The sequence below is a fragment of the Acinetobacter sp. TG2027 genome (genome assembly GCF_000302435.1).
In the GTDB taxonomy this organism is placed as follows: domain Bacteria; phylum Pseudomonadota; class Gammaproteobacteria; order Pseudomonadales; family Moraxellaceae; genus Acinetobacter; species Acinetobacter pittii.
Window position 1 is genome coordinate 45,149 of sequence record NZ_AMJN01000037.1, and the last position, 21,178, is coordinate 66,326.

At 37.8% G+C, this 21,178-nt stretch carries 20 protein-coding genes and 2 pseudogenes; 3 read left to right on the forward strand and 19 right to left on the reverse strand.

Features of this window, described 5'->3' with window-relative positions; translation table 11 throughout:
* Window positions 1-73 precede the first annotated feature (73 nt).
* Window positions 74-760 carry a ribulose-phosphate 3-epimerase gene (rpe, locus tag B806_RS0109485; RefSeq protein ID WP_017387482.1) on the reverse strand — a complete coding sequence of 229 codons (687 nt, stop codon included), beginning with the start codon at window positions 758-760 and terminating at the stop codon, window positions 74-76.
* A gap of 184 nt (window positions 761-944) precedes the next feature.
* Between rpe and B806_RS0109490 the strand changes: the two genes are divergently transcribed.
* The gene (locus B806_RS0109490) at window positions 945-1,217 is read left to right on the forward strand and encodes a DUF2218 domain-containing protein (RefSeq protein ID WP_017387481.1); all 273 of its coding nucleotides are present in this window, start codon (window positions 945-947) and stop codon (window positions 1,215-1,217) included.
* On the opposite strand, the gene fghA is transcribed toward B806_RS0109490, so the two are convergent.
* The 6 genes from fghA to B806_RS0109520 form a co-directional block, all read right to left on the reverse strand.
* Window positions 1,218-2,063 carry an S-formylglutathione hydrolase gene (gene fghA / locus B806_RS0109495; RefSeq protein WP_017387480.1) on the reverse strand — a complete coding sequence of 282 codons (846 nt, stop codon included), beginning with the start codon at window positions 2,061-2,063 and terminating at the stop codon, window positions 1,218-1,220.
* On the reverse strand, window positions 2,032-3,483 hold the full coding sequence (locus tag B806_RS0109500; RefSeq protein ID WP_017387479.1) for a C13 family peptidase: 1,452 nt from the start codon (window positions 3,481-3,483) through the stop codon (window positions 2,032-2,034). The genes fghA and B806_RS0109500 overlap by 32 nt, the downstream gene beginning before the upstream one ends.
* Window positions 3,484-3,619: 136 nt before the next feature.
* Entirely contained in the window at window positions 3,620-4,411 is a 792-nt protein-coding gene (locus B806_RS0109505) for a class I SAM-dependent methyltransferase (protein WP_017387478.1), read from the reverse strand.
* Between the two features lie 11 nt (window positions 4,412-4,422).
* Window positions 4,423-5,088: a tRNA (adenosine(37)-N6)-threonylcarbamoyltransferase complex dimerization subunit type 1 TsaB gene (gene tsaB / locus B806_RS0109510; protein WP_017387477.1), complete on the reverse strand. Its 666-nt coding sequence runs from the start codon at window positions 5,086-5,088 to the stop codon at window positions 4,423-4,425.
* Window positions 5,089-5,223: 135 nt separating this feature from the next.
* A complete protein-coding gene (locus tag B806_RS0109515; RefSeq protein ID WP_079381057.1) occupies window positions 5,224-5,751 on the reverse strand; it encodes a gamma carbonic anhydrase family protein in 528 nt (175 codons plus the stop codon).
* Between the two features lie 22 nt (window positions 5,752-5,773).
* On the reverse strand, window positions 5,774-6,400 hold the full coding sequence (locus B806_RS0109520) for a CoA pyrophosphatase (RefSeq protein WP_014208431.1): 627 nt from the start codon (window positions 6,398-6,400) through the stop codon (window positions 5,774-5,776).
* A gap of 114 nt (window positions 6,401-6,514) precedes the next feature.
* Between B806_RS0109520 and B806_RS0109525 the strand changes: the two genes are divergently transcribed.
* Window positions 6,515-7,063: an NUDIX hydrolase gene (locus B806_RS0109525; RefSeq protein ID WP_002115876.1), complete on the forward strand. Its 549-nt coding sequence runs from the start codon at window positions 6,515-6,517 to the stop codon at window positions 7,061-7,063.
* Between the two features lie 55 nt (window positions 7,064-7,118).
* On the opposite strand, the pseudogene B806_RS0109530 reads toward B806_RS0109525, so the two are convergent.
* From B806_RS0109530 to B806_RS0109550, 5 genes and pseudogenes are all read right to left on the reverse strand, one after another.
* A pseudogene (locus B806_RS0109530) lies at window positions 7,119-8,321 on the reverse strand (protein FilF); the annotation flags it as partial.
* 2 nt (window positions 8,322-8,323) lie between these two features.
* Window positions 8,324-9,001, reverse strand: a pseudogene (locus B806_RS0109535) (outer membrane protein transport protein); the annotation flags it as partial.
* A gap of 12 nt (window positions 9,002-9,013) precedes the next feature.
* Window positions 9,014-10,210, reverse strand: a complete 1,197-nt coding sequence (locus tag B806_RS0109540) for a hypothetical protein (RefSeq protein ID WP_047473541.1) — start codon at window positions 10,208-10,210, stop codon at window positions 9,014-9,016.
* Between the two features lie 45 nt (window positions 10,211-10,255).
* Window positions 10,256-11,089: a C39 family peptidase gene (locus tag B806_RS0109545; protein ID WP_014208424.1), complete on the reverse strand. Its 834-nt coding sequence runs from the start codon at window positions 11,087-11,089 to the stop codon at window positions 10,256-10,258.
* A gap of 293 nt (window positions 11,090-11,382) precedes the next feature.
* Window positions 11,383-12,234 (reverse strand): DUF6160 family protein, encoded by an 852-nt coding sequence (locus B806_RS0109550; protein ID WP_017385831.1) that lies wholly within the window; start codon window positions 12,232-12,234, stop codon window positions 11,383-11,385.
* Window positions 12,235-12,590: 356 nt separating this feature from the next.
* Here B806_RS0109550 and B806_RS0109555 point away from each other — a divergent pair, with 356 nt between their 5' ends.
* A complete protein-coding gene (locus B806_RS0109555) occupies window positions 12,591-13,943 on the forward strand; it encodes an anthranilate synthase component I family protein (RefSeq protein ID WP_017385832.1) in 1,353 nt (450 codons plus the stop codon).
* Window positions 13,944-13,946: 3 nt separating this feature from the next.
* Here the strand turns inward: B806_RS0109555 and hisC are convergent, their stop codons facing one another.
* From hisC to B806_RS0109590, 7 genes are all read right to left on the reverse strand, one after another.
* The gene (gene hisC / locus B806_RS0109560; protein WP_017385833.1) at window positions 13,947-15,032 is read right to left on the reverse strand and encodes a histidinol-phosphate transaminase; all 1,086 of its coding nucleotides are present in this window, start codon (window positions 15,030-15,032) and stop codon (window positions 13,947-13,949) included.
* Between the two features lie 69 nt (window positions 15,033-15,101).
* Window positions 15,102-16,391, reverse strand: coding sequence for a histidinol dehydrogenase (gene hisD / locus B806_RS0109565; protein ID WP_017385834.1), 1,290 nt, complete (start codon window positions 16,389-16,391; stop codon window positions 15,102-15,104).
* Window positions 16,392-16,497: 106 nt separating this feature from the next.
* Entirely contained in the window at window positions 16,498-17,181 is a 684-nt protein-coding gene (gene hisG / locus B806_RS0109570; RefSeq protein ID WP_005071248.1) for an ATP phosphoribosyltransferase, read from the reverse strand.
* The gene (gene murA, locus B806_RS0109575) at window positions 17,181-18,437 is read right to left on the reverse strand and encodes a UDP-N-acetylglucosamine 1-carboxyvinyltransferase (protein ID WP_002115380.1); all 1,257 of its coding nucleotides are present in this window, start codon (window positions 18,435-18,437) and stop codon (window positions 17,181-17,183) included. Before murA ends, hisG begins: the two co-directional genes overlap by 1 nt.
* Before the next feature lie 6 nt (window positions 18,438-18,443).
* Window positions 18,444-18,695, reverse strand: a complete 252-nt coding sequence (gene ibaG, locus B806_RS0109580) for a BolA family iron metabolism protein IbaG (RefSeq protein ID WP_002115399.1) — start codon at window positions 18,693-18,695, stop codon at window positions 18,444-18,446.
* A 138-nt stretch (window positions 18,696-18,833) separates the two neighbouring features.
* A complete protein-coding gene (gene raiA, locus B806_RS0109585; protein WP_005071251.1) occupies window positions 18,834-19,172 on the reverse strand; it encodes a ribosome-associated translation inhibitor RaiA in 339 nt (112 codons plus the stop codon).
* A 167-nt stretch (window positions 19,173-19,339) separates the two neighbouring features.
* Complete coding sequence (locus B806_RS0109590; RefSeq protein WP_017402942.1) at window positions 19,340-20,788, reverse strand: RNA polymerase factor sigma-54; 1,449 nt, start codon at window positions 20,786-20,788, stop codon at window positions 19,340-19,342.
* Between the last annotated feature and the right edge of the window lie 390 nt (window positions 20,789-21,178).

Below are 21,178 nucleotides of genomic sequence, written 5' to 3' on the forward strand. Positions count from 1 at the left end.
GTTATCAACACAGTTATCCATACAGTTATAAACAAAGTTATCCACAAGTCTATTTTAGATTAACTCTATCTTTTTAAGCATTAACACTGCCTACTTTCGCAAGCTCTGCACGCATTTGGTCAATCACAACTTTATAATCGGGTTGACCAAAAATTGCGGAACCCGCAACAAACATATCTGCACCAGCTTCTGCAATTTCACGGATATTTGCAGGGCCAACACCACCATCAACTTCTAAACGGATATCACGGCCACTTGCATCAATAATTTTACGAGCTTCACGTAATTTTTCTAAAGTCATTGGAATGAACTTTTGTCCACCAAAACCAGGGTTTACACTCATTAATAAAATTTGGTCAACTTTATCAAGTACATAATCTAGATAATGCAATGGCGTTGCTGGGTTAAAAACCAACCCTGCTTTAGCACCACCAGATTTAATCAGCTGTAATGAACGGTCAATGTGGTGAGATGCTTCTGGGTGGAAAGTAATAATATCTGCGCCTGCTTCCAAAAAGTCTCCAATAATACGATCAACTGGAGATACCATTAGATGCACATCAACAGGAGCTGTAATCCCATAGTTTTTTAAAGCCTTACATACACCTGCACCAAAAGTTAAATTTGGAACATAGTGATTATCCATAACGTCAAAATGCACTACATCTGCACCTGCGGCTAACACTTTGTCTACATCTTCGCCTAAACGAGCAAAATCGGCAGATAAAATAGAAGGAGCAATCAAATAAGGCTTGGACATAGGTGGATGACCTGGCTAGAAGTTTAAGGAGAGGCTAAAAATTATAACAAAAAAGAACCTAATTGGCCCGCCCTTCCTTGCTTAAATGACAACATTTCAAACTTGAAACGTAACGTTGCAACAATAGAATGCTAACGGCGAAACGAATTTGTTAAGGTACATTAAACCAATGTGAGGATTGATAATGAAAAGCACAACTCATCTATTAACAAACGATGGAAAACGCATTGCAAAACGTCTGGTTAATCATTGGAAACACAAATTTGAAGTACAAGAAAATGAACAAGATTTTAAAATCTTAATGCCTACGGCAACAATTACGCTTGCACCAGAAGCAGAGCAATTAAACGTTACTATTGATAGTCAGTTAGATGACCACGACCACTTAGAAAAAGTGGTGCTTGATCATCTAAACCGTATGGCTCAACGAGAATTTCAGGTTGAATGGCAACACTAATTAGCCAGCGACCTTTTCTAATTGGATTGCATGGAACTGTAAATGCTCATCCATAAAGGTTTGAATAAAGTAATAACCATGATCATAGCCAGCATGTTGTCTTAAAGTTAAAGGCTGTCCTGCTTTTAAACATGCTTGCTTAAATTTTTCAGGGTGAAGTTGTTCATAAAATTGGTCATCTAACCCCTGATCAACCAAAATTTCATCAAATACTGCACCATTTTTTGAGACTAAAGCGGTGGCATCATGAGCTAACCAGCTTTCGCGGTCTGCACCCAAATAATGGCTAAAGGCTTTGTCTCCCCATGCACACTCTGTTGGTGCACAGATCGGAGCAAAAGCAGATACCGACTTAAACTTTTCAGGATATTTAAACGCTAAAGTTAATGCACCGTGGCCCCCCATTGAGTGCCCAAAGATACCGACTTGTTGAGCGTTTACAGGAAAGCTTTTTAAAGTGAGTGGATATAACTCATCAATTAAATAGCTCTCCATTTGATAATGCTCAGACCAAGGTGCTTCTGTGGCATTAATATAAAAGCCTGCGCCTTGACCTATATCCCAATGATCCCCTGCCGCAACCTGTTCTCCACGAGGAGAAGTATCTGGCGTAATCAGTATAAGACTAAGTTGTGCTGCCATATGCTGAGCATGGGCTTTAATGGCAAAAGTTTCTTCAGTGCACGTTAAACCCGCTAAGTAAAACAGAGTTGAGCAAGCTTTACCCTCTAAAGCTGCCGGTGGTAAATAAACACCAAACTTAGCAGGCCCTTTTAAATAAGAAGATTCAAATTGATATATGCGCTGCTCACCCTCAAAGCAGCGGTTTTTTTGCAGGAGTTGCATCGTTTTTAGCCTCTGTTTTTGTTTGAGCAATATCTACACTACCCGTATTTTGCTGAGGAAATAGATACTTTTCCAATTGAGGTAGCATAAGTTCCATATTTTTACCGATCATCCACTGAGGTTCTGAAGGTTCAACACCTTGAGCCACTTCCCATTTGGTTACCGTTTGCTTAGCTGTGTTAAACGAATCTTTCATCGACGATTGCTCTCGCATAGCCAAATCAAAGAAAGCTCGACCAAAATAGGTATAGTCAGCTTCGTTATTACACCCAAAAGAAGTTTTATCAGCAGCCGATGCGGTAATAATTAAGGTATCAGGAGACTGTAAAGCAGGAATAAAGCTTCCTGAATAACAGGCTGAGATCACAATTACACGCCAGCGAATACCGGATTTGTCCAGTGTTTCTCGCAACCATTTCGGGTCCACTTGCCCTAAATCTAATGGCGCATTTTCAATTTCGAAGTGATTTTGTTCACCGTGTGAAGTCATATATAAAAATAGTACATCACTATCACGGTTCATTTGCTGCCCTATACGGCGTAGGGCTAACTCGATACTGGTTTTAGAAGCAATTGGAATCTCTGTACGGGTATCTGGATTATTGACCAGCATCATTGAGCGACCAATCGTTCCGAAACGTGTATCAAACTGTTCTTTAATACGGACCACTTCCGATTTAAAAACATCTTGATAACTATCGCCAGCAACACCTAGAAAATACCAATGGCTTTTGGCGAGCTCACCATATTGAACTTGCTCTAAAGAATCATTTAACAGTTTACTTTGCGCATAAAAAGCATCTTCAGCAAACGTTGGAGCCGAATCTTCGACCTTCCAAATCGGTTGATCTTTTACAGAAAGTTGCCAAACCACCATCGTTGCAATGGTCGCAACCATAACCAGTGCACGTTCCCACCATGGCCACTTAAGCTCACGTGAGAAAACCCAAATTACGGCTAAACTTTGCCACACGAATAACGCTACAAATAAACTCGGTAAAATTCCGTTATAAATAGCATCGGGAATAAAGTTGAGATAACCGTTAGACCCCAAATACTGAATTAAACATTGAATTAATAAGATATTCGTATCTAGAACCAACCACAATAAAGCAGGTACTAGCATTAAACGAGGTTGGTTAGTTCGCTGAGATAAAAAAATACCAACAATTAAGGCAATGAATGGCCAAAGTGCATAACCAATTAAACCTTGTGAATTAAAATCACCGATTTGACCAGCTACAAGCCAGCTGTAAAGAGAGTTAGTACACCCCCCTAAAATTCCCCAAACAATAAGTTGAAGAATAGATGGATGTACAATCTGTAAAGAACGTCTTGACCCCAAAAACAGCCACATTCCGGCAATTTGGTTGCTTTTAAAATCATGCCAAAAGTTAATGGAGGGTTTAAGATCAATCATAAAAGGTTTTCAAAAATTTCGTTTTTGACAGGCATCTTAAGTGTATGCCTGCTAAGAATTTTAGCAATCATGCTTTTGAACTATATCACATATATTTGTGCATTATTCAAGCAATAAAACCTAACCTTACATAAGCCTACTGAAAATACGCATCAAAACGACAAGCATCCCCTTGCCATTGATGAGCTGGCTCTTGATTTGCCAAGAAAATAGCATGGCGTGGTCGCTTAACGACTACACGTTTAGCAACTCTCTGTGCCAAAACTAGCAAATTATCCCCCAAATCCATCTCACCATCTTCAGGTAAAAGAAGATGTAAAAGCTGCATTTGTTTTTTGACTTGAGCTTGTTTTTTAATTGCTTGTTGATTCTGGTCGCGCTGTGGGAACATCGGGTCAAGGTAGACTACATCAACCGTTTTTGCTTCTTGATGTAATTGCTGTAAATAGCTTCCAGAGTCAGCAAAGATCAGTTGAATACGATCCATAAATTGACTTAAAAATGGATCACGTTCCGCCTGAGCTTTTGAATCTTCAAGTAAAGTAAATAAAATCGGATGGCGCTCAACAAGCTGGATTTGGGCACCTAGATAAGCCATAAGTAAGCTGTCATGGCCTAAACCCGCTGTTGCATCAACCAGTACTGGCTTTTCACCTAACTGACAAGCACGGGCAATCATTTCCGATTTAAGACTTGCACGTTTTAAACGTGGAATTTCAGCTTTCCAGTCGGGTTGCATTTTCATGCCATTAGCAGATAACCAAAGTCCGTTTTCATCTACACAAAGGGCAATTTCAGGATTGAAGCGTAAAAACCGTGCATTCAGCCTTTCAATTGGCTGTAAATCGACAGTCACACCTCTAGAACAAAGCACAGCTTGGTAGTGCTGTGCTTGTTCTTGAAAATCTTGTTCAAAATATATATGCATGAGTACTGCCTTTATTTTGCTTTACCCTGATCCGCTATCTTTTTCCATGCATCATCACGTAAATAAACTGGCAAAGCATGTTCGGCATCAACCCACTGCTTTTGCACTGCATAAACACGTGCAATAGAAGCAATATCTTGTGCAGTTGCGGTGATTGTTTGATGCTCTGCATCAGCTTGAAGTAGCTTGGCTCCCGAACCAATTAAGCAATGTTTTGCATAAGCTGCTGCTGGCTCATAGCTCATTAATTTTTCTTCATCAATACACTGCATAATTCCTTGTTCATCTAGAACAAAACTTGCAATGTAAACTTCATTCATACGTGCATCGAGTACCGCAGTCACCTGCTCCAAACCTTCAAGTCGGTATGCCGCTTGTGCTAAAGCTTGCAATGTAGAAACTGGAACCACAGGTAAATCTTGTGACCAAGCTAAAGCTTGGGCAACAGCAGCATTAATTCGAACACCACTAAAAGAACCCGGCCCACGACTAAAGGCAATCGCATCCAAACCAGCAACTTCAAGACCTGTTTGTTGTAGCCCTTGCTCAATCATAGGCAAAATGGTCTGGGTTTGTGCTTTCGCCCGCGTATCGAGTTGAAAAAACAGTTCTTGGGTTTCATCGACTAATGAAATAGAACACTGCTCATTTGCAGTTTCCAACGCCAGCAATTTCATGCACAACCTTAGTATTAAATCAGATTAAAAACGAGGGTTATGATACCCCACTCGGCTCTGATAGGCGAGTTGTTCTATCTCTAAATAAAAATGCCAAGCTTGTGCTTGGCATAGAAAATAACTTATTAAAAGATTTTAAAAGTGAAACTCTTTTAAATCTGCATAGCTCTTAAAGTGTTCAGCATAATGTAATGCGCTCAAACGTATTTTTTCAGCGCCATCTTCATCCAAAGTTTTGACAATTTTGCCTGGTGAACCCATCACCACTGAATTATCTGGAATTACTTTTCCTTCAGGTATTAAAGCATTCGCACCAATAATACAATTTTTACCGATCACAGCCCGATTTAAAATTACGGCGTTCATACCAATCAAACTATTATCACCAATCGTACAACCATGTAGCATGACTTTATGACCGACTGTGACATATTCACCAATATTTAACTCAAGTCCAGCATCGGTATGTAAGACAGAATTTTCTTGAATATTAGAAAAATCACCAATTCGAACTATACAGTTATCAGCACGAACTACTGCACCAAACCAAATACTGACCTGACGGCCTAGTTCTACTTGCCCAATAAGCGTTGCAGTTGGAGCAACCCAGCCATCCCATGGCTCATGTAATGCTTTTGGGTGCTGTCCTTGATAGCTATACATCATAATTTATCAATCCTGATCTTTATTTTTTATGAGAAAACTTTGGCATTCCAAAGGTTGGTGAGTTGAGTAAAAATGGCCAATCTTTTTGATAACCCAATCCATATTTAAACAGAGCAACTAACATACGAGCAGTTAAGCCCCAAATAATTTCATTATCAATCTGTAAGCTTGGGAAATATAAAGACTGATGAGCATATCGAACTTCATAGGGTGTCGGACGCGTCTCGATCAGTTGCTGTAACGGAACAAAGAAAATTCGATCAATTTCGGTAGGCTGAGGTATTAAAGTCACCTCTGGAGGAATAAGTCCAACGATCGGTTTTACAGACAAACCGCTTCTTGCACGCTGCATCGGCAAATCACCTAACAACTGTACATCAAACGGATTTAAAGCTGTCTCTTCTTGAGCTTCTCTCAACGCTACAACAATATTACTGGTATCACTAGGATCACGCTTTCCCCCAGGAAAAGAGACTTCCCCCGCATGGTTGTTCATATGTATTGAACGGCGTGTAAGCAGTACCTTAGGATCATTCTCATTCGTAATGGCAATGAGTACTGCAGCTTGTGCTTCTTGTATGCGGGTGGAAAAGCGCAATCTTTGCTGTAACTTTTGTGTTAGCAAGTGCTCTTCCATACCATTCACCTATTATTTTGTCTCTCTTTGCATCATATCTGAAAATCAAAGTTAGGGAATAGAGTTGATGCGTAAGTCTAAAAATTCAGTTATGCTGAGGCATCTCTATACTCGATGATAATTATGAGTTTCTGTGTAGCGTGTGGGCATAAAACCGAACAAAAAATTCCTTTAGGTGATCATAAAGTACGCCGTGTTTGTACTCATTGTGGAAATATTCATTATGAAAACCCCAAAGTAATCTGCGGTGCCTTAGCGTTATGGGAAGACAAAGTATTACTTTGTCGTCGTGCGATTGAACCTCGTTATGGTCTGTGGACATTACCTGCTGGTTATATGGAATTGTTCGAAACCATGGAACAAGGCGCAGCACGCGAAACTCGTGAAGAAGCAGAAGCCGAGATAGAAATAGAACAACTTTATTGTATGTACAATATTCCGCGTATTGGCCAAATTTATGTACTTTTTAAAGCACAGCTGAAAGATGGAATTTTTGGTGCAGGTGAAGAAAGCATTGAGAGTCGCCTGTTTGAAGAACATGAAATTCCATGGGGTGAACTTGCGTTCCCTAGTGTTGAACATACACTAAGACATTATTTTGAAGACCGTAAAAAACAAGTGTTCCCAACACATCTTGAAACTTTAGGGACTCGCTTAGACCATACTGGTTAATTAATTAAACAAATAAAAAAGACCGCTTAGCGGTCTTTTTTATTTGTTTAATAGGTTAAGACTTAGTTTTAATTGCATTACAAGCTGGAATAGACTGATTGGCTAGTTTAATAGAAACCGTGCCAGACAAGCGTTGAGCCAAAGCTTTTTCAGCATCTGTTGGTGCTGGGCTAATATCCTTAATATTATTATAAACAGCTTGATAGAAAGCATAAAGGTTAATCCAACGTGCAGTCTTGTTTTCATAATCACTTAAATTAATACTATTACTGCTGTTTTGACCTGCTAATAAGTTATAGAGGTTAATCTTAGCTCCATTTACCGAAATTGAATCATTTACATTATCATCAGGATTAGTATCCTGTCTCACCACAGAGTTAAGTCCCATCAAAATCCCATTAAGGTTACCTAGCTGAGGATTCGATAAAATCATACGAACCGTAATAGAGCTATCATTATCCGATGACTCTGTTCCACCAGTAGTACCAAGTCTGTATTGTTGCACACCATTAGTATCAATTAAGCTATTGTCTGTTACTGTTGCACATTGACCAGACATATCAGTTACAGTTGCATTTGGTTTAATATCCGTACGAATATTTCCTTTTTCATCAATGACAATACCTAAATCGATAGGAGCTATCCCAGTAGTATCAAATCGGAATGTCAAAGTCGCATATAATGGGAAGACATAGCGTTGACCAGAACTCACGTTAGCTGCTGTTTTAAAAATTTCTTTCCCAAGATAACTAATAGGATTGGCTTTAATAATATCAAGTGAACCCTTATAGTTTTCTGTGCCTACTGTTTGACGCCATAAACCATAATGCTGAATATTTCCTGTTGTCGAGCGTGTTAGCTGTTTATAAAAACCTTCGCTTCCCGCAACAGCATAATCGTTCATAAACTTACCTTGATAGATTTGCAAATCATTATTTGCATTGCTATCAACGCTTAAACGTAAGGGTTGAGTCGATTGAATATCTTTTGAAATTGGGTTAAGCCAACCATTTTGTTGAGGAGCAACAAGCATTTGCATTGGTTTTGCTTTGGTCCACAATAAAACTGGTGGAGCAACACCAGTCACGTTTCCTTTATCATCTTTATATAAAGTAGCATCACCGCGCCATTGCAGACCATAACCCATTGCATAACCTTCACGGTCAGTCAACATGAACATGTTAGCCATCAGATGACGTAAATTAGTGGTAGATTTATTAAAGCAATCTGCTAATGCTTGATTACAGCCATAAAAACCCTTTTCATGGCAAGAGCGTTATAAGACATACCAACCGAAGCACCGATCGACAAATGGTCATTTACTTGATAACCAAAAGATGGAGACAAATAAGTAATCCGCTCAACAGCAACTTGCTGGCCCATAAAGTTTCCTGCGTTACCATTTTCAGCGCCAAAACCTGCAATTAAAGGTGCATAAATTGCAGTAGCATAAGTCAGCTTTGAGCCTGGTGGTTTATAGGCAATCCCTGCGGTAGGAGCAGCGAGTGGATAACCCTCCCCTAAATCAACCATTTTTTTTAGAATTGGAATATATAAGCTAGCGTATTCAACATCACCACGCACAGGGCCTTTAAAATCAGTACAAATATTAGCTGTAACTTCTGGACCATCATTACAAACAAGAGGGTCATCTGAGTAGCCAAAAACGTTATAACCAGGGGGTGCCGAGAATTCACGCTGAATATCAAAGTTCGCTAAAATTCCTTGCACATCTGTCTGTAACCCATCAATTTTTGCTAACGCCGCAGGGTTAAAGTGAATTGCACTAATACCAGGCGGATCTGCAGTTACAGCATTCCCCATCGATAGTGAACGAATATCAACAGCTAGGTTTTGTCCCAATTGAGCGTTGGCAAAGCTAGAAAAACCGGAGATCACAATTGCCGCCGTTAAAGGACATAATTTAGGATATTTCACCTGCCTATCTCCTTATTTTGTTTTTTTGCCAAAGCCTATAAAATCTAGCGGGAAAGATAGACCAAGCGAAACATCTGGTGCATCTTCGGTTAAACCAATACCCACTGTGCCATTAACAATCGTTTCAGGTGAAACACGTACACCTAAAGCAAAGGACAACATCGCGCTACTTTGGTCTGGCGACTGATATGACTCGCCATCCTTAAACTGGAACTCAGCATCCATGTTAAAGCTTTGTTGATATGACATGGTTAATGAAACGTCATAATTAAATGAGTAAGCAAAACCGAAAGAGAAACCACCACTAATACCAGGGTCAAAACTCTCTAGATAACGAGGACCATTCGCCCCACCACCACGTGCCTGATTTAAACCTGTTTCTTTAAATCCATAATTTGCAGAAGCAGAGGCAAATAAAACCACTGGATCAATATATTTACGGGTACTTGCTCCTACCCCAACAGAGTAATATCCTTTACCTGTTGAAAGCTCATCTAAACCAATTTCGTAAGGGCTATCCCCAGTTTTTGTTGATAGGTTACCAAATAATACCAATGGCAAACGGCCTTGCTTTAACGGGAAAGGTTCCCAGCGCGCCCCTAAAGAAATATCACCTAAACCCGCTGCAGTTGTATCTCTAACAATTTCAGATTTTGCAACGAAAGGAACTGTTGCAGATAATGTTAAGTTGTCCAATATCCCATATTGAACAGTAAAACTATTCGTTAAAGTATGGTTCGCATCTTCTTCAACACGTAAACGGTTAAGTTGAGATGAGTCATCAGCTAAAGCTAAATCAATTCGAGTATCGCGATAATAGGTATAATCGAGATCGTAATAGGCTGAAAATACGCCTCTTTTAATCAATGAATATTGGCGCTCATTTGAAGTAAATACTTCTTGCAAATTTGTCTCTTGAGTCGCATCACCTTCTTTTTTCTGTAAAGCAGTAGCAGCTTGATTAGCTCCAGTATTTGCTGCCTCAACAGGAGCAGGTTCAGTAGTTACAACGTCTGTAGCTGGAGTTGTACTCGCTTCTTGAACTGAATCTGTTGATGTTACTACTGATTCTGTACTCGCGTCAGAAACAACTGTGGTGTTTTGAACTTCAGCTTCAGTTTGTGCGACTTGGTCATTTGCATAAAGTGTGCCCGTAATAGCACTCATACTTAATGCCAACACACTCATCTTCATCCATCGATTATTCATGTTTCTTCCCACCTAATGTATTTATTTTACTCAATTCATATTTGATTATTTACGCTTATAGTAAAGACGCATATATGTTTCAATTGGCTGATTATAGGTTGCAGAATTTGGGTCTTTATCCAGTACCCTACGCATAGTTGATGCTTTATTTGCTAAACGGTCATAATTGAATGTTGGATATTGCACATCCACAAAGGCATAACGGTTAACAGTTGCATCTTCCACATGACGCATATCTGAGTCTTTTAAGGCCAGTAGGTCTTTACGTTGAGATTCAGGAACAGAAACAACGAATAATGTATTATTATCCCAAACCTCTTTAAAACGATTTTCATCAAAGCTGATATTCCCTAATGCAGGATCAGCAACATAGACTCGTCCATCTTTATAAGCTTTATATACGACAAAATGTTTAAAACCAGCATAAGAAATTGGAACGATTGCAGGTTGTCCAAGATTGACTAAATCAGAAAACTCCCCTCGATAACCACCACTATCCAAACCAATAGCAGTTACAAAGCGCTTCATATCAAGTAATGAGAAGCTTCGGCGTTCAATAATACGTTGATATTCACCATACTGTAGTAAACCACTCATAGTCTGCTGTTCAGTCAAACTTGTTCCCACATAACCATTTAAAAGTGTAGTAAGAGCAGCTGAACCGCAACTATAGTCATAAGCTTGTCGAACAATACCTCGGAACTGATCTTCTACAGCTGGTTTAATCTGAACTGGTTCAATATGATTACGGCGAAAAGATAAATTACGTGAATCGGCAGTCTCTGTATAATAAACAGTTCCCGGTGGCTTTTTTTCTATTTCGAAGGCTTCTGTCGCAAAGTAATATATCAATGCTGAGCCTAAAGCAATCTCTAACATAAGCACTTGTTCTAAATGGTGGCCTACTGGCCTTATTCATTTTATTCTTAGAGCAATAGCTCTACATCCCTGTGTGTTGAAGATACCTTTTTTTTTGAAAAAAACAGCCTTTTTTTACTTTTTTTTGATGAACGTTTAGTTTTATAAAAATAGAGAGACTTGTGTGATTAATTTAAATAGATTTTTAATTTAACAGCTTATTTTTATCAATAAAAAATATATTTTTATATAGTTAAATTAGACAATTAATAAAAAAGCGCGTAATAAACGCGCTTTTTTTATTAAAACTCAGATTAGTGACCTGAAATTGTAATTGTAGAAGTTCCTACATTTAAACCTTGAATTTCAACATCACCAATAGATGCATTAGCAGCAGCGCCTAAATGTACACCCTGTACATAAACGTTCATGCCTTGTGCACTATTATTTTGAATTTTCAAGCCAGTTGGTACAACAGAAATATTAGCATCAACATCTAAATTACCAGTTGTGTTACCAGCACCACGAACCATCACTTTGTCTAGGAAGATCTCACCACCACCTGCAGCATCTTTGATACCGAAGTTAGATAGTGTTAAACCGCCCTGTAAAGCAGAGTTCACTTTAATCATTGCACCTTGTGGAGTAGATCCTAATTGTACATTCGCTGAAATTGCACCTAGAGACAAATCTAAACCAGAGATAATTTCAGTTGGAGCAGTTTCAGTGATACCACGTACAGCAGTAGTTGTATTTAAAGTACCAGAAGTACCCACACCAATAGAACCCACACTTACATTAACAGCACCCACGTTTGCAGCAACGTTTAAAAACGCGCCATTTGTACCCGAAGCACCAACGCTGTCAATTTTAAGGTCTAACAAATTAGTAGTTTGATCAACCTGTGTAACCTCCACTCCACTTACTACAATCGCACCCGCAGTTGCTGCAGCACCAGTAATACCTGTAGTAGGGTTTAAACCATCATTATCATGAATAAATACTTTATCGATAGAAATACCGCCAGCACCTAAAGCGATACCGATATTAATACCATCTTGACCTGTAGCAGCACTAAGTGCAGCATCATCCATTGACTGCATTGCCATTGCATTTGCGCTGATAGCTAAAGAAGAAACTAAAGCAAGTTTAGTAAACATTTTCATTGAGCACTCTCCCAAGAGCATTTATTTTTTGACTTAACCACTCTCATTGTCTCAAATTGCATTTTTCTTTATATGGCAACCGAAACTTCCAATCCTTGAGTAGTTTTGCTTAGCAATTACTAAATTACATCTACGTTAATTTTTGTTCAACTAGTGTTGTGCATTTTTTGCCAACTACCCGATAAACGGTACACTCAAGTTTTTCTACACAAACCTTGCTAAAAACAATAAATTCTAAGTCGAAAATTTCGTTCATTTTATCAGCAAAAAGTTTAGTACTTAAAAGACTTTCTCCTGATGAAGTACAACTTATAGTAAACTAACTACTCTCTCATTAAACACTCTTTTATTTAAAAATGTCTCAGTTAAAGAAAAAAATCTCTTTATATAGTAAAAATGCTGCCGATATTTTAAAAAAATTAGATGGTTTAACTGGGCTTATTTATTTAAATGACAATAACAACCCAACTATCGGATTTCTTCCGCAAGATTATATTATTATTCAAAATGAAAATTATTTAGAATTTGAGCGCCAAAATTTTAACGAATATAAAAATAGATCAAAATCAAATCAACTTTTAAATTTCATTCAATTTAAAGAAAATAATTTAAGTAAAGATATTAAATCAACAACAAGTTTTATAGGTGGTTATATTGGTTTTATCAGCTATGATTTCAGTGCACATCAATTTATTAATGGGCAAAATCATATACAACCTTCTTTATTCCTAGGTCAATATCGATCTTTTTTAAAATATATAGATAATGATTGGTATTTTTTTAGTGATGAAGAAAATGCAATTGATCTATTCTCATATATTGAAAATAAAATAGAGAATTTTGGTTCCAATAACTCTAAAAATACATTTGAATTAAAAACCACTATTCAACCAAGATGGTCTAAAAAACAATATTTCGATGCTTTCTATAAAATACAAGAATATATTAAGGCTGGAGATTGCTATCAAATTAATTTAACCCAAGAGTTTAAAGCTAAATTTTCAGGATCCTTATTAAATAAAGCTAAAGATTTATGGCAACTTACAAATGCTCCATATGCAGGTTATTTAAAATTAGATGATTTTGAATTATTAAGTTGCTCTCCCGAGCTTTTCATCGAGTTCAATCAAAATAAACAAATTAAAACTAGACCTATTAAAGGCACAATGCCTCGCTATGAAAATGCAGAAAAAGATTTTATTTCTAAACAAACCTTAAAAAACTCTCAAAAAGACCAAGCAGAAAACGTGATGATTGTCGATTTATTACGTAATGATTTGAGCATTTATGCCAATACAGGATCTGTAAAAACAACAAAATTATTCGAGATTGAAAGTTTTAATCAAGTACATCACATGGTAAGCGAGATCGTTGCGACTCTTAAAGATGATATTAATCCTATGCAAATGCTGCTCTCTGCCTTACCAGGAGGTTCAATCACAGGAGCTCCCAAAATTCGGGCAATGCAGATCATTGAAGAGCTAGAGGAAGCTTCAAGAGGTGCATATTGCGGGACATTGGGTTACTTCAATTTTGATGGAACTGGTCGCTGGAATATTCTCATCCGTAGTTTTCAACAATATCAGAATCAGCTCTCTTTATGGGCAGGTGGTGGTATTACGATTGCATCAAATGCAGAAGCAGAATATCAAGAAAGTCTTGATAAAGTCTCTGCTATGCTGAACTTAATGAACAGCACAGCAGAGTAAAATTTAGAGAATATCTTCTTTTAATGTATGTACTAAACGCTCATTTTGCTCATCAGTTCCTACAGTAATTCGCAAGAATTGATTAATACGAGGCTTATTGAAATAGCGCACAATAATGCCCTGCTCACGTAATTGCTGTGCAAGCTGACCTGCATCATGCGATGGATGTGAAGCAAAAATAAAGTTTGCTTTAGAAGGTAAAACTTTAAAGCCCAAAGCAGTTAATTCATCTACTAGCTTTTCACGACTAGAAATAACTTTTTGACATTGTTCTTCAAAATAAGTTTGATCTTCAAAAGAGGCTACCGCTGCTGCAATTGCAAAACGGTCAATAGGATATGAGTTAAAACTATTTTTGACAGCTTCAAGTGCAGCAATTAAATGAGACTGAGCAATCGCGAAGCCAACGCGTAAACCTGCAAGAGAGCGAGATTTTGAAGTTGTTTGACACACAACCAGATTCTCATAGCGATTTACTAAACTCACTGCTGATTCTGCACCGAAATCAACATAAGCCTCATCAATGACAACCACCCGGTCTGGATTCGCTTTTAAAATTTGTTCGATTTCTGGTAAACCTAGTGCAATACTTGTTGGAGCATTAGGGTTTGTAATAATAACCCCACCATTTGGTTGCACATAATCTTTAACTTCTATCTCAAAATTATCATTGAGTGGGATTTCTTTAGTCTTTGTACCAAAAAACTGACTATAAACTGGATAAAAGCTATAAGTGATATCTGGATAAAGAATTGGTTCATCTTGAAGAAAAAATGCTTTAAAAATATGAGCAAGTACTTCATCTGAGCCATTACCAACAAAAACTTGCGAAACTTCAATATTTTGTTGCTTAGCAATCGCATGTTTTAATGCCGTAGCATCTGGGTCTGGATATAAACGCAATGCATCAGCCTGATGAGTTAAAACAGCTTGAACTGCTTCAACTACTTTGGGTGATGGCGGATATGGATTTTCATTTGTGTTGAGTTTCAATAAATTCTGAATTTTAGGCTGTTCGCCAGGAACGTACGGCTCTAACTCACGAACTTCTGGACTCCAAAAGCGCATTTGTGCTGTAGATAAAGTCATGGTCTTATCTCAAAAAAGGGCTGAAAATCAGCCCTGAGTAATAATTAAAAAACTACAAGGTTTATAAGCTTATTGATAACGATAGCGAGCTGAGCGTGCATGGGCATCTAAGTTCTCTTGGACAGCTAATATGTCGGCTGTTTTGGCTAACAATTTGACTCCATCTTTCGAACACATAATTAAGCTCGAACGTTTTTGGAAATCATAAACACCTAATGGAGAAGAAAAACGAGCAGTTCCAGAGGTCGGTAATACATGGTTTGGACCTGCACAATAATCACCAATTGCTTCAGGTGTATAGCGCCCCATGAAAATTGCTCCAGCATGACGAATATCTTCACTCATAGCCTCGGCATCATCTAAGCAAAGTTCCAAATGTTCTGGTGCAACTTGGTTAATTAAATCAATTGCTTCTGCACGGTCTTTGACTAATACCAAAGCACCACGGTTTTCAATCGAAGTTCTCGCAATGTCTGCCTTTGGCAATTCATTTAAATGCTTTTCAATTACCAACTCTACCGCATTAAGCAAAGCTTCATCAGGAGTAATGAAAATAGCTTGAGCAACTGTGTCATGTTCAGCCTGAGATAAAACATCCATAGCTAACCAATCTGCATTATTTTCACCTTCTGCATATACTAAAATTTCAGAAGGCCCAGCAATCATATCAATACCGACCTGACCGAATACAGCCCGTTTGGCAGCTGCCACAAAACGATTTCCAGGGCCAGTAATTTTATCTACAGGTGGAATGGTTTGAGTACCATAAGCAAGAGCTGCTACAGCTTGAGCTCCCCCAATGGTGAATACTCGACTCACTCCTGCAAGGTAAGCCGCAGCTAGAACCAATGGATTTAGTTCACCGTTTGGTGCAGGAACAACCATAATAATTTCAGGTACACCAGCAACATGGGCTGGCACTGCATTCATTAAAACTGAAGACGGATAAGAGGCTAAACCACCTGGTACGTAAATACCCACACGGTCTAGAGGTGTGACTTTTTGTCCTAATGTATTACCCAAATCATCTATATAAGTCCAGCTCTCTTGTTTCTGAGCTTCATGAAATGAACGAATACGCTTTGCTGCTAACTCTAGAGCATCACGAATTTCTGGGCTTAAATTATCAAAAGCAGTTTTAAGTTGTTGTTGAGATAATTCTAAATCTGAAAATTGATGCGCAGGATGTCGATCGAACTGTTGAGTAAGCTTTAAAACATGATCATCACCATGCTGACGAACATCAGCAATAATTTGATCTACTGTTTGCACTAAATTAAGATCATTCACAGTTTCAAATGCTAAAAGCTCAGCAAAAACCTGTTTGAAGTTCTGATCTTGAGTCGATAAACGTCGCATCAATTTACCCACAAGGCGAAAAAGAAAAACTAAGTTTACTCTTTTTCTAGGCGCTTGTGGGCATCATCTGAAGCAACTATCACAAAAGCATGATGGGAAATTGCTTTTAACGTGATTGAACAGCTTGCTCGAGCTGTGAAATGATTGGGTTTAATAGAGTTTGCTTACGTTTAAAACTAGCTTTATTTACAATTAAACGTGAAGAGACTTTGCAAATCTCCTCTAATGGCTCAAGACCATTCGCTCTTAGCGTATTACCAGTATCAACCACATCCACAATGTAATCACCCAAACCTACTAAAGGCGCTAACTCCATAGAACCATAGAGTTTGATCACATCGACTTGCTCACCTAAGCTTGCATAATACTGACGTGTAAGATTGACGTATTTCGTGGCAATTTTTAAACGGCCTTTTGGACGTTCCATTCCCACTTTACCAGCAGTCATTAATTTACACTTAGCGATTTTCAGGTCAAGTAGCTCATATACATGCTGAGCGCCATGTTCCATCAACACATCTTTGCCTGCTACACCTAAATCTGCTGCGCCATTTTCTACATAGGTAGGCACATCAGATGCACGTAAAATCAAAATACGTACTTGCTTATGCGTAGTAGGAAAAATCAGTTTGCGGGACTTTTCCGGATCTTCGAGCAAATTAATACCCGCTGTAGCTAGTAAAGGTAACGTCTCTTTTAAGATACGTCCTTTACTGAGTGCCAAGGTCAAACCATGATCAAAATTGCCCATCACATCAAAATTAGGATCATCGTTTCTTACATCATTCATTAACTTACTCGCTTAATTTTGGCACCTAAACCTTGAAGTTTCTCTTCGACATGCTCATAACCACGGTCAATATGGTAGATACGGTCAATTAAGGTATCTCCTTCTGCCACTAAAGCTGCCAAAACTAGAGAGAACGAAGCACGCAAATCTGTTGCCATTACAGGTGCAGCCTGTAAAGTTTCTACTCCAGTCACGACAGCATCATGACCTTCAACCTGAATATTAGCACCCATGCGTGACAATTCAGGAACATGCATAAAACGATTTTCAAAAATCGTTTCAGAGATAGTTGCAAATCCACGACCAATAGCATTTACAGCCATAAGCTGAGCTTGCATATCTGTTGGAAACTCTGGATGTGGCAAAGTTCTAAAACTTACAGCTTTAGGGCGTTTGCCTAACATATCAAGTTCGATCCAGTCATCACCACGAGTGACTTCGGCACCCATTTCTTCAAACTTATCCAAAACAGATTCAAGTAATGCAGGGTCGGTATGTGTAGTTTTGACACGACCGCCCGTAATTGCCGCAGCTGCCAAATAAGATCCCGTTTCGATACGATCAGCTACCACAGCATATTCACAGCCATGCAAACTTTCTACTCCAGTTACAACAAGAGTATCAGTATCAAGTCCTTCAATCTTAGCGCCCATTTTAATGAGCATTTGAGCAAGGTCAGTGATCTCAGGCTCACGAGCTGCATTACGAATAGTCGTAACACCATCAGCTAGTGCAGCAGCCATCAAGATGTTTTCAGTACCGCCAACGGTAACCATATCAAAAACAACTTCGCCACCTTTTAAACGACCTTCAACTGAAGCATGGACATAACCATTTTCAACTTCAATATGTGCACCTAAAGCTTCTAAAGCTTTTAAATGTTGATCAACTGGACGTGATCCAATTGCACAACCACCTGGTAAAGAAACTTTCGCATTACCGTAACGCGCTAATAATGGTCCTAAAACCAAAATTGAGGCACGCATTGTTTTTACTAGCTCATAAGGAGCAAACTGATTATCTAAAGTAGAGGTATCAGCTTTTACTGTGTCATTTTCATAGCCGATTGTAACCCCTAAACCACCAATCAACTTGACCAAAGTATTTACGTCTTTAAGATTTGGAACATTAGTGATCGTAATTGGAGAGTCTGCAAGAATAGTTGCAGCAAGTAATGGTAAAGCTGCATTTTTAGCACCAGAAATGCGCACTTCCCCGTCGAGCTTAACACCACCCGTAATTAAAAATTTATCCATTAATATTTAAGCTCCGAAAAGGCTTGCTTTACGCCATTCATCTTTGGTCATTGCACGAATTGTTACCGCGTGAACTTCGCCACTTGCAATATAAGTATTTAATGGTGCATAAACTAATTGTTGGCGAGCAACAGTACGCTTACCGTCAAATTGATCATCCACAATACGGAGGTCAAATTTTCCGGCCTGTCCGCTCACCGCTACTTCCGCTTCAGGGAAAGCTTCTTTTAAAATTTGAGTGAGCTGTTCACTATTCATTGCAAAGACCTCTGACACAACCTAAGGTGTAAAACGAAGTATTTTACTATAACTTTTTCAAAGAATTCAGTACGTGTTTATATTTTATCAATAAAAAAGAGGCTATGTTTCAAGCCTCTTTCAATTATATAAAACTTATTAAATAGAAACAGCAACTTGCGAATAAGTGCACTGCATTTTCCGATATTTTAATAATTGTTTTTTTAATTTTTCAGTTAGTTTTTTAATTGAAGTATACATATCATCAGCAGTTGCCTGAGCAAACAACTCAATTCCCGGCAATCTTACAATAGCCTCTGCAACATGGTTCGAACTACCTTTATGAGAGCGCTTATCAATTTGATGATCTTTTGTTAATTTAATCTGCATACTATTCACCTGATCTAAGTGTTTTGTTAACTGATTAAATTTTGATTTAATATTTTCTTCTATAGCTGGTGTAATTGCTAAATGATGTCCACGAATCGTTATTTGCATAATTCTATCCCTCACCTTTTTTAGGTTATCTAAAGAAGAACTAAAACGATTTAATGTTATCAAAAAGAAAACTTAGAACAATTAAACCATTTTAGTTACTCTCTTGGTGAAAATGAAATTTCATTATTTCGTCATAATGAATCTCTAGAATAGCCATACTTCAAAATTCAGATCAAGACTTTTCTTTCAGACGATGAAGGAATATGTAACGATTCTCGATATTTTGCGACCGTTCTTCGAGCCACTTCAATTCCCTCATCCTTTAACAATGTAGCAATTACATTATCTGACAAAGGCTTACGTGGATTTTCATTTGCGACTAGTTTTTTAATCATTGCCCGAATTGCGGTGGAAGATGCCTCTCCCCCTGCTGTTGTTCCTACATGGCTAGAGAAAAAATATTTCAACTCAAATAGACCACGAGGCGTAAGCATATATTTATTTGTAGTTACACGAGAAACTGTAGATTCATGCAATTCGACTTCTTCTGCCACGTCTCGAAGAACTAGCGGCTTCATCGCTTCCGGGCCTATTTCCAAAAAAGCTTTTTGATGCTCTACGATACAAGAAGCTACTTTTAATAACGTTTTATGCCTTTCATCAATACTTTTGATAAAGTTTTTCGCCTCAAGCATTTGATTACGTAAATATAAATTATCCTCACTCTGATCTGCTCTACGAATCATACTAGAGTAAAAAGAATTAATTCTTAATTTAGGAAGTACATCTGGGTTTAGCTGAACCTGCCAATGTAAATCTTTTTTTGAAACTACTACATCGGGAATTTGATAATCGGATTCTTGCTTATCAAAATCCATACCAGGATAAGGTTTTAACGTTTTTAAAAGATTGATTGCAAACTTTAATTGGTCTTTCGTTAAACCAGTTTGTTTAAGCAATTTATTAAGATCATTGGCTATCAAAAGCTCATAATACTGCAATAGATTTTTTGCTTCGTTTAGATATTCAACATCTTTCGGTAGAAACTCTAGCTGTATCTTTAAACATTCCGCTAAATTACGCGAACCAATCCCTAAAGGATCAAGGCGTTGAATATGTTTTAAAACAACTAAAACCTCATCTTCTTCGATCTCTTCCTCAATATCCATTTCATTCAATAATTGTTGTGCCGCTAAAATTATTTCTTCAATTTCAGCATCTAAAAATCCCTTATCATCTAATGCATCAACAATACAATAAGCAATTAATTGATCTATTTTAGAAAAATGCAAAAGATTAACTTGTTCTAGAATATGTTCCTTTAGCGATAATTGAACTTGGCGATTATCTTCTCGCTCTTCAAATTCTGGAGTAGCCAAAGCCGTTGATTGATGGGTATAAACATCATCCCACTCAGTATCAACGGGTAAATCATCAGGCAAATGATCTGCATTTAGCTCAGTCGTTAAGTCATCCGATTCTTTATTTTCTAATGCAGCCAGACTCTCCGTTAGTGATCCTTCTTCTATTTTTTCAAGTAAAGGATTACTATCTAGTTGAATCTGAATTTCCTGTTCAAGCTCTAAACTAGAGAGTTGTAACAAACGAATCGCCTGCTGCAATTGAGGTGTTAACGATAGAGAATTCGCTACTTTCAATCCAACAGATAATTTCATATATTTCATTTTCCATAAAACAAGCAAAAATCATGCCTATTCAATATTTATAACATATAGTCTCTATTTATCATACATATCCAACTGAAATTTGTAGAAGAAAAAAGAGATTTTTCCAATTATAAAAATAATCTTATTAAATTAATTCTATCAAACATTGTTCTCATATAAAGTCAGACACGAAATCTTGTTATAAAAAGTTAATTAGGAGGAGCCAGCCCTCTTTTAATTTTGTTTAATTGATTACTCTTCGGTTGTATAGTTTTTTCTATTAAATTTAAAGATTTCAACTCATAGCTTACTATTTTATATTTATTCTCCGCACAAATTTTTTATCGCAATAAAGAAACACCCCCATTCATTAGAACGGGGGTGTTTAGAATAATGAGC

Bases quoted from the DNA above. Each gene is read 5' to 3' on its own strand.
- B806_RS0109545 (WP_014208424.1), bottom strand. From the start codon at position 11,089: ATGTTAGAGATTGCTTTAGGCTCAGCATTGATATATTACTTTGCGACA.
- hisC (WP_017385833.1), bottom strand. From the start codon at position 15,032: ATGACTTTATCTACAGCACAAATGCGCTTTTGGAGTCCAGAAGTTCGT.
- raiA (WP_005071251.1), bottom strand. From the start codon at position 19,172: ATGCAAATAACGATTCGTGGACATCATTTAGCAATTACACCAGCTATA.
- B806_RS0109590 (WP_017402942.1), bottom strand. From the start codon at position 20,788: ATGAAATTATCTGTTGGATTGAAAGTAGCGAATTCTCTATCGTTAACA.
- rpe (WP_017387482.1), bottom strand. From the start codon at position 760: ATGTCCAAGCCTTATTTGATTGCTCCTTCTATTTTATCTGCCGATTTT.
- hisG (WP_005071248.1), bottom strand. From the start codon at position 17,181: ATGAATGATGTAAGAAACGATGATCCTAATTTTGATGTGATGGGCAAT.
- B806_RS0109555 (WP_017385832.1), top strand. From the start codon at position 12,591: ATGTCTCAGTTAAAGAAAAAAATCTCTTTATATAGTAAAAATGCTGCC.
- hisD (WP_017385834.1), bottom strand. From the start codon at position 16,391: ATGCGACGTTTATCGACTCAAGATCAGAACTTCAAACAGGTTTTTGCT.
- fghA (WP_017387480.1), bottom strand. From the start codon at position 2,063: ATGCAACTCCTGCAAAAAAACCGCTGCTTTGAGGGTGAGCAGCGCATA.
- B806_RS0109550 (WP_017385831.1), bottom strand. From the start codon at position 12,234: ATGAAAATGTTTACTAAACTTGCTTTAGTTTCTTCTTTAGCTATCAGC.
- tsaB (WP_017387477.1), bottom strand. From the start codon at position 5,088: ATGAAATTGCTGGCGTTGGAAACTGCAAATGAGCAGTGTTCTATTTCA.
- B806_RS0109525 (WP_002115876.1), top strand. From the start codon at position 6,515: ATGAGTTTCTGTGTAGCGTGTGGGCATAAAACCGAACAAAAAATTCCT.
- B806_RS0109515 (WP_079381057.1), bottom strand. From the start codon at position 5,751: ATGTATAGCTATCAAGGACAGCACCCAAAAGCATTACATGAGCCATGG.
- B806_RS0109490 (WP_017387481.1), top strand. From the start codon at position 945: ATGAAAAGCACAACTCATCTATTAACAAACGATGGAAAACGCATTGCA.
- B806_RS0109505 (WP_017387478.1), bottom strand. From the start codon at position 4,411: ATGCATATATATTTTGAACAAGATTTTCAAGAACAAGCACAGCACTAC.
- murA (WP_002115380.1), bottom strand. From the start codon at position 18,437: ATGGATAAATTTTTAATTACGGGTGGTGTTAAGCTCGACGGGGAAGTG.
- B806_RS0109540 (WP_047473541.1), bottom strand. From the start codon at position 10,210: ATGAATAATCGATGGATGAAGATGAGTGTGTTGGCATTAAGTATGAGT.
- ibaG (WP_002115399.1), bottom strand. From the start codon at position 18,695: ATGAATAGTGAACAGCTCACTCAAATTTTAAAAGAAGCTTTCCCTGAA.
- B806_RS0109500 (WP_017387479.1), bottom strand. From the start codon at position 3,483: ATGATTGATCTTAAACCCTCCATTAACTTTTGGCATGATTTTAAAAGC.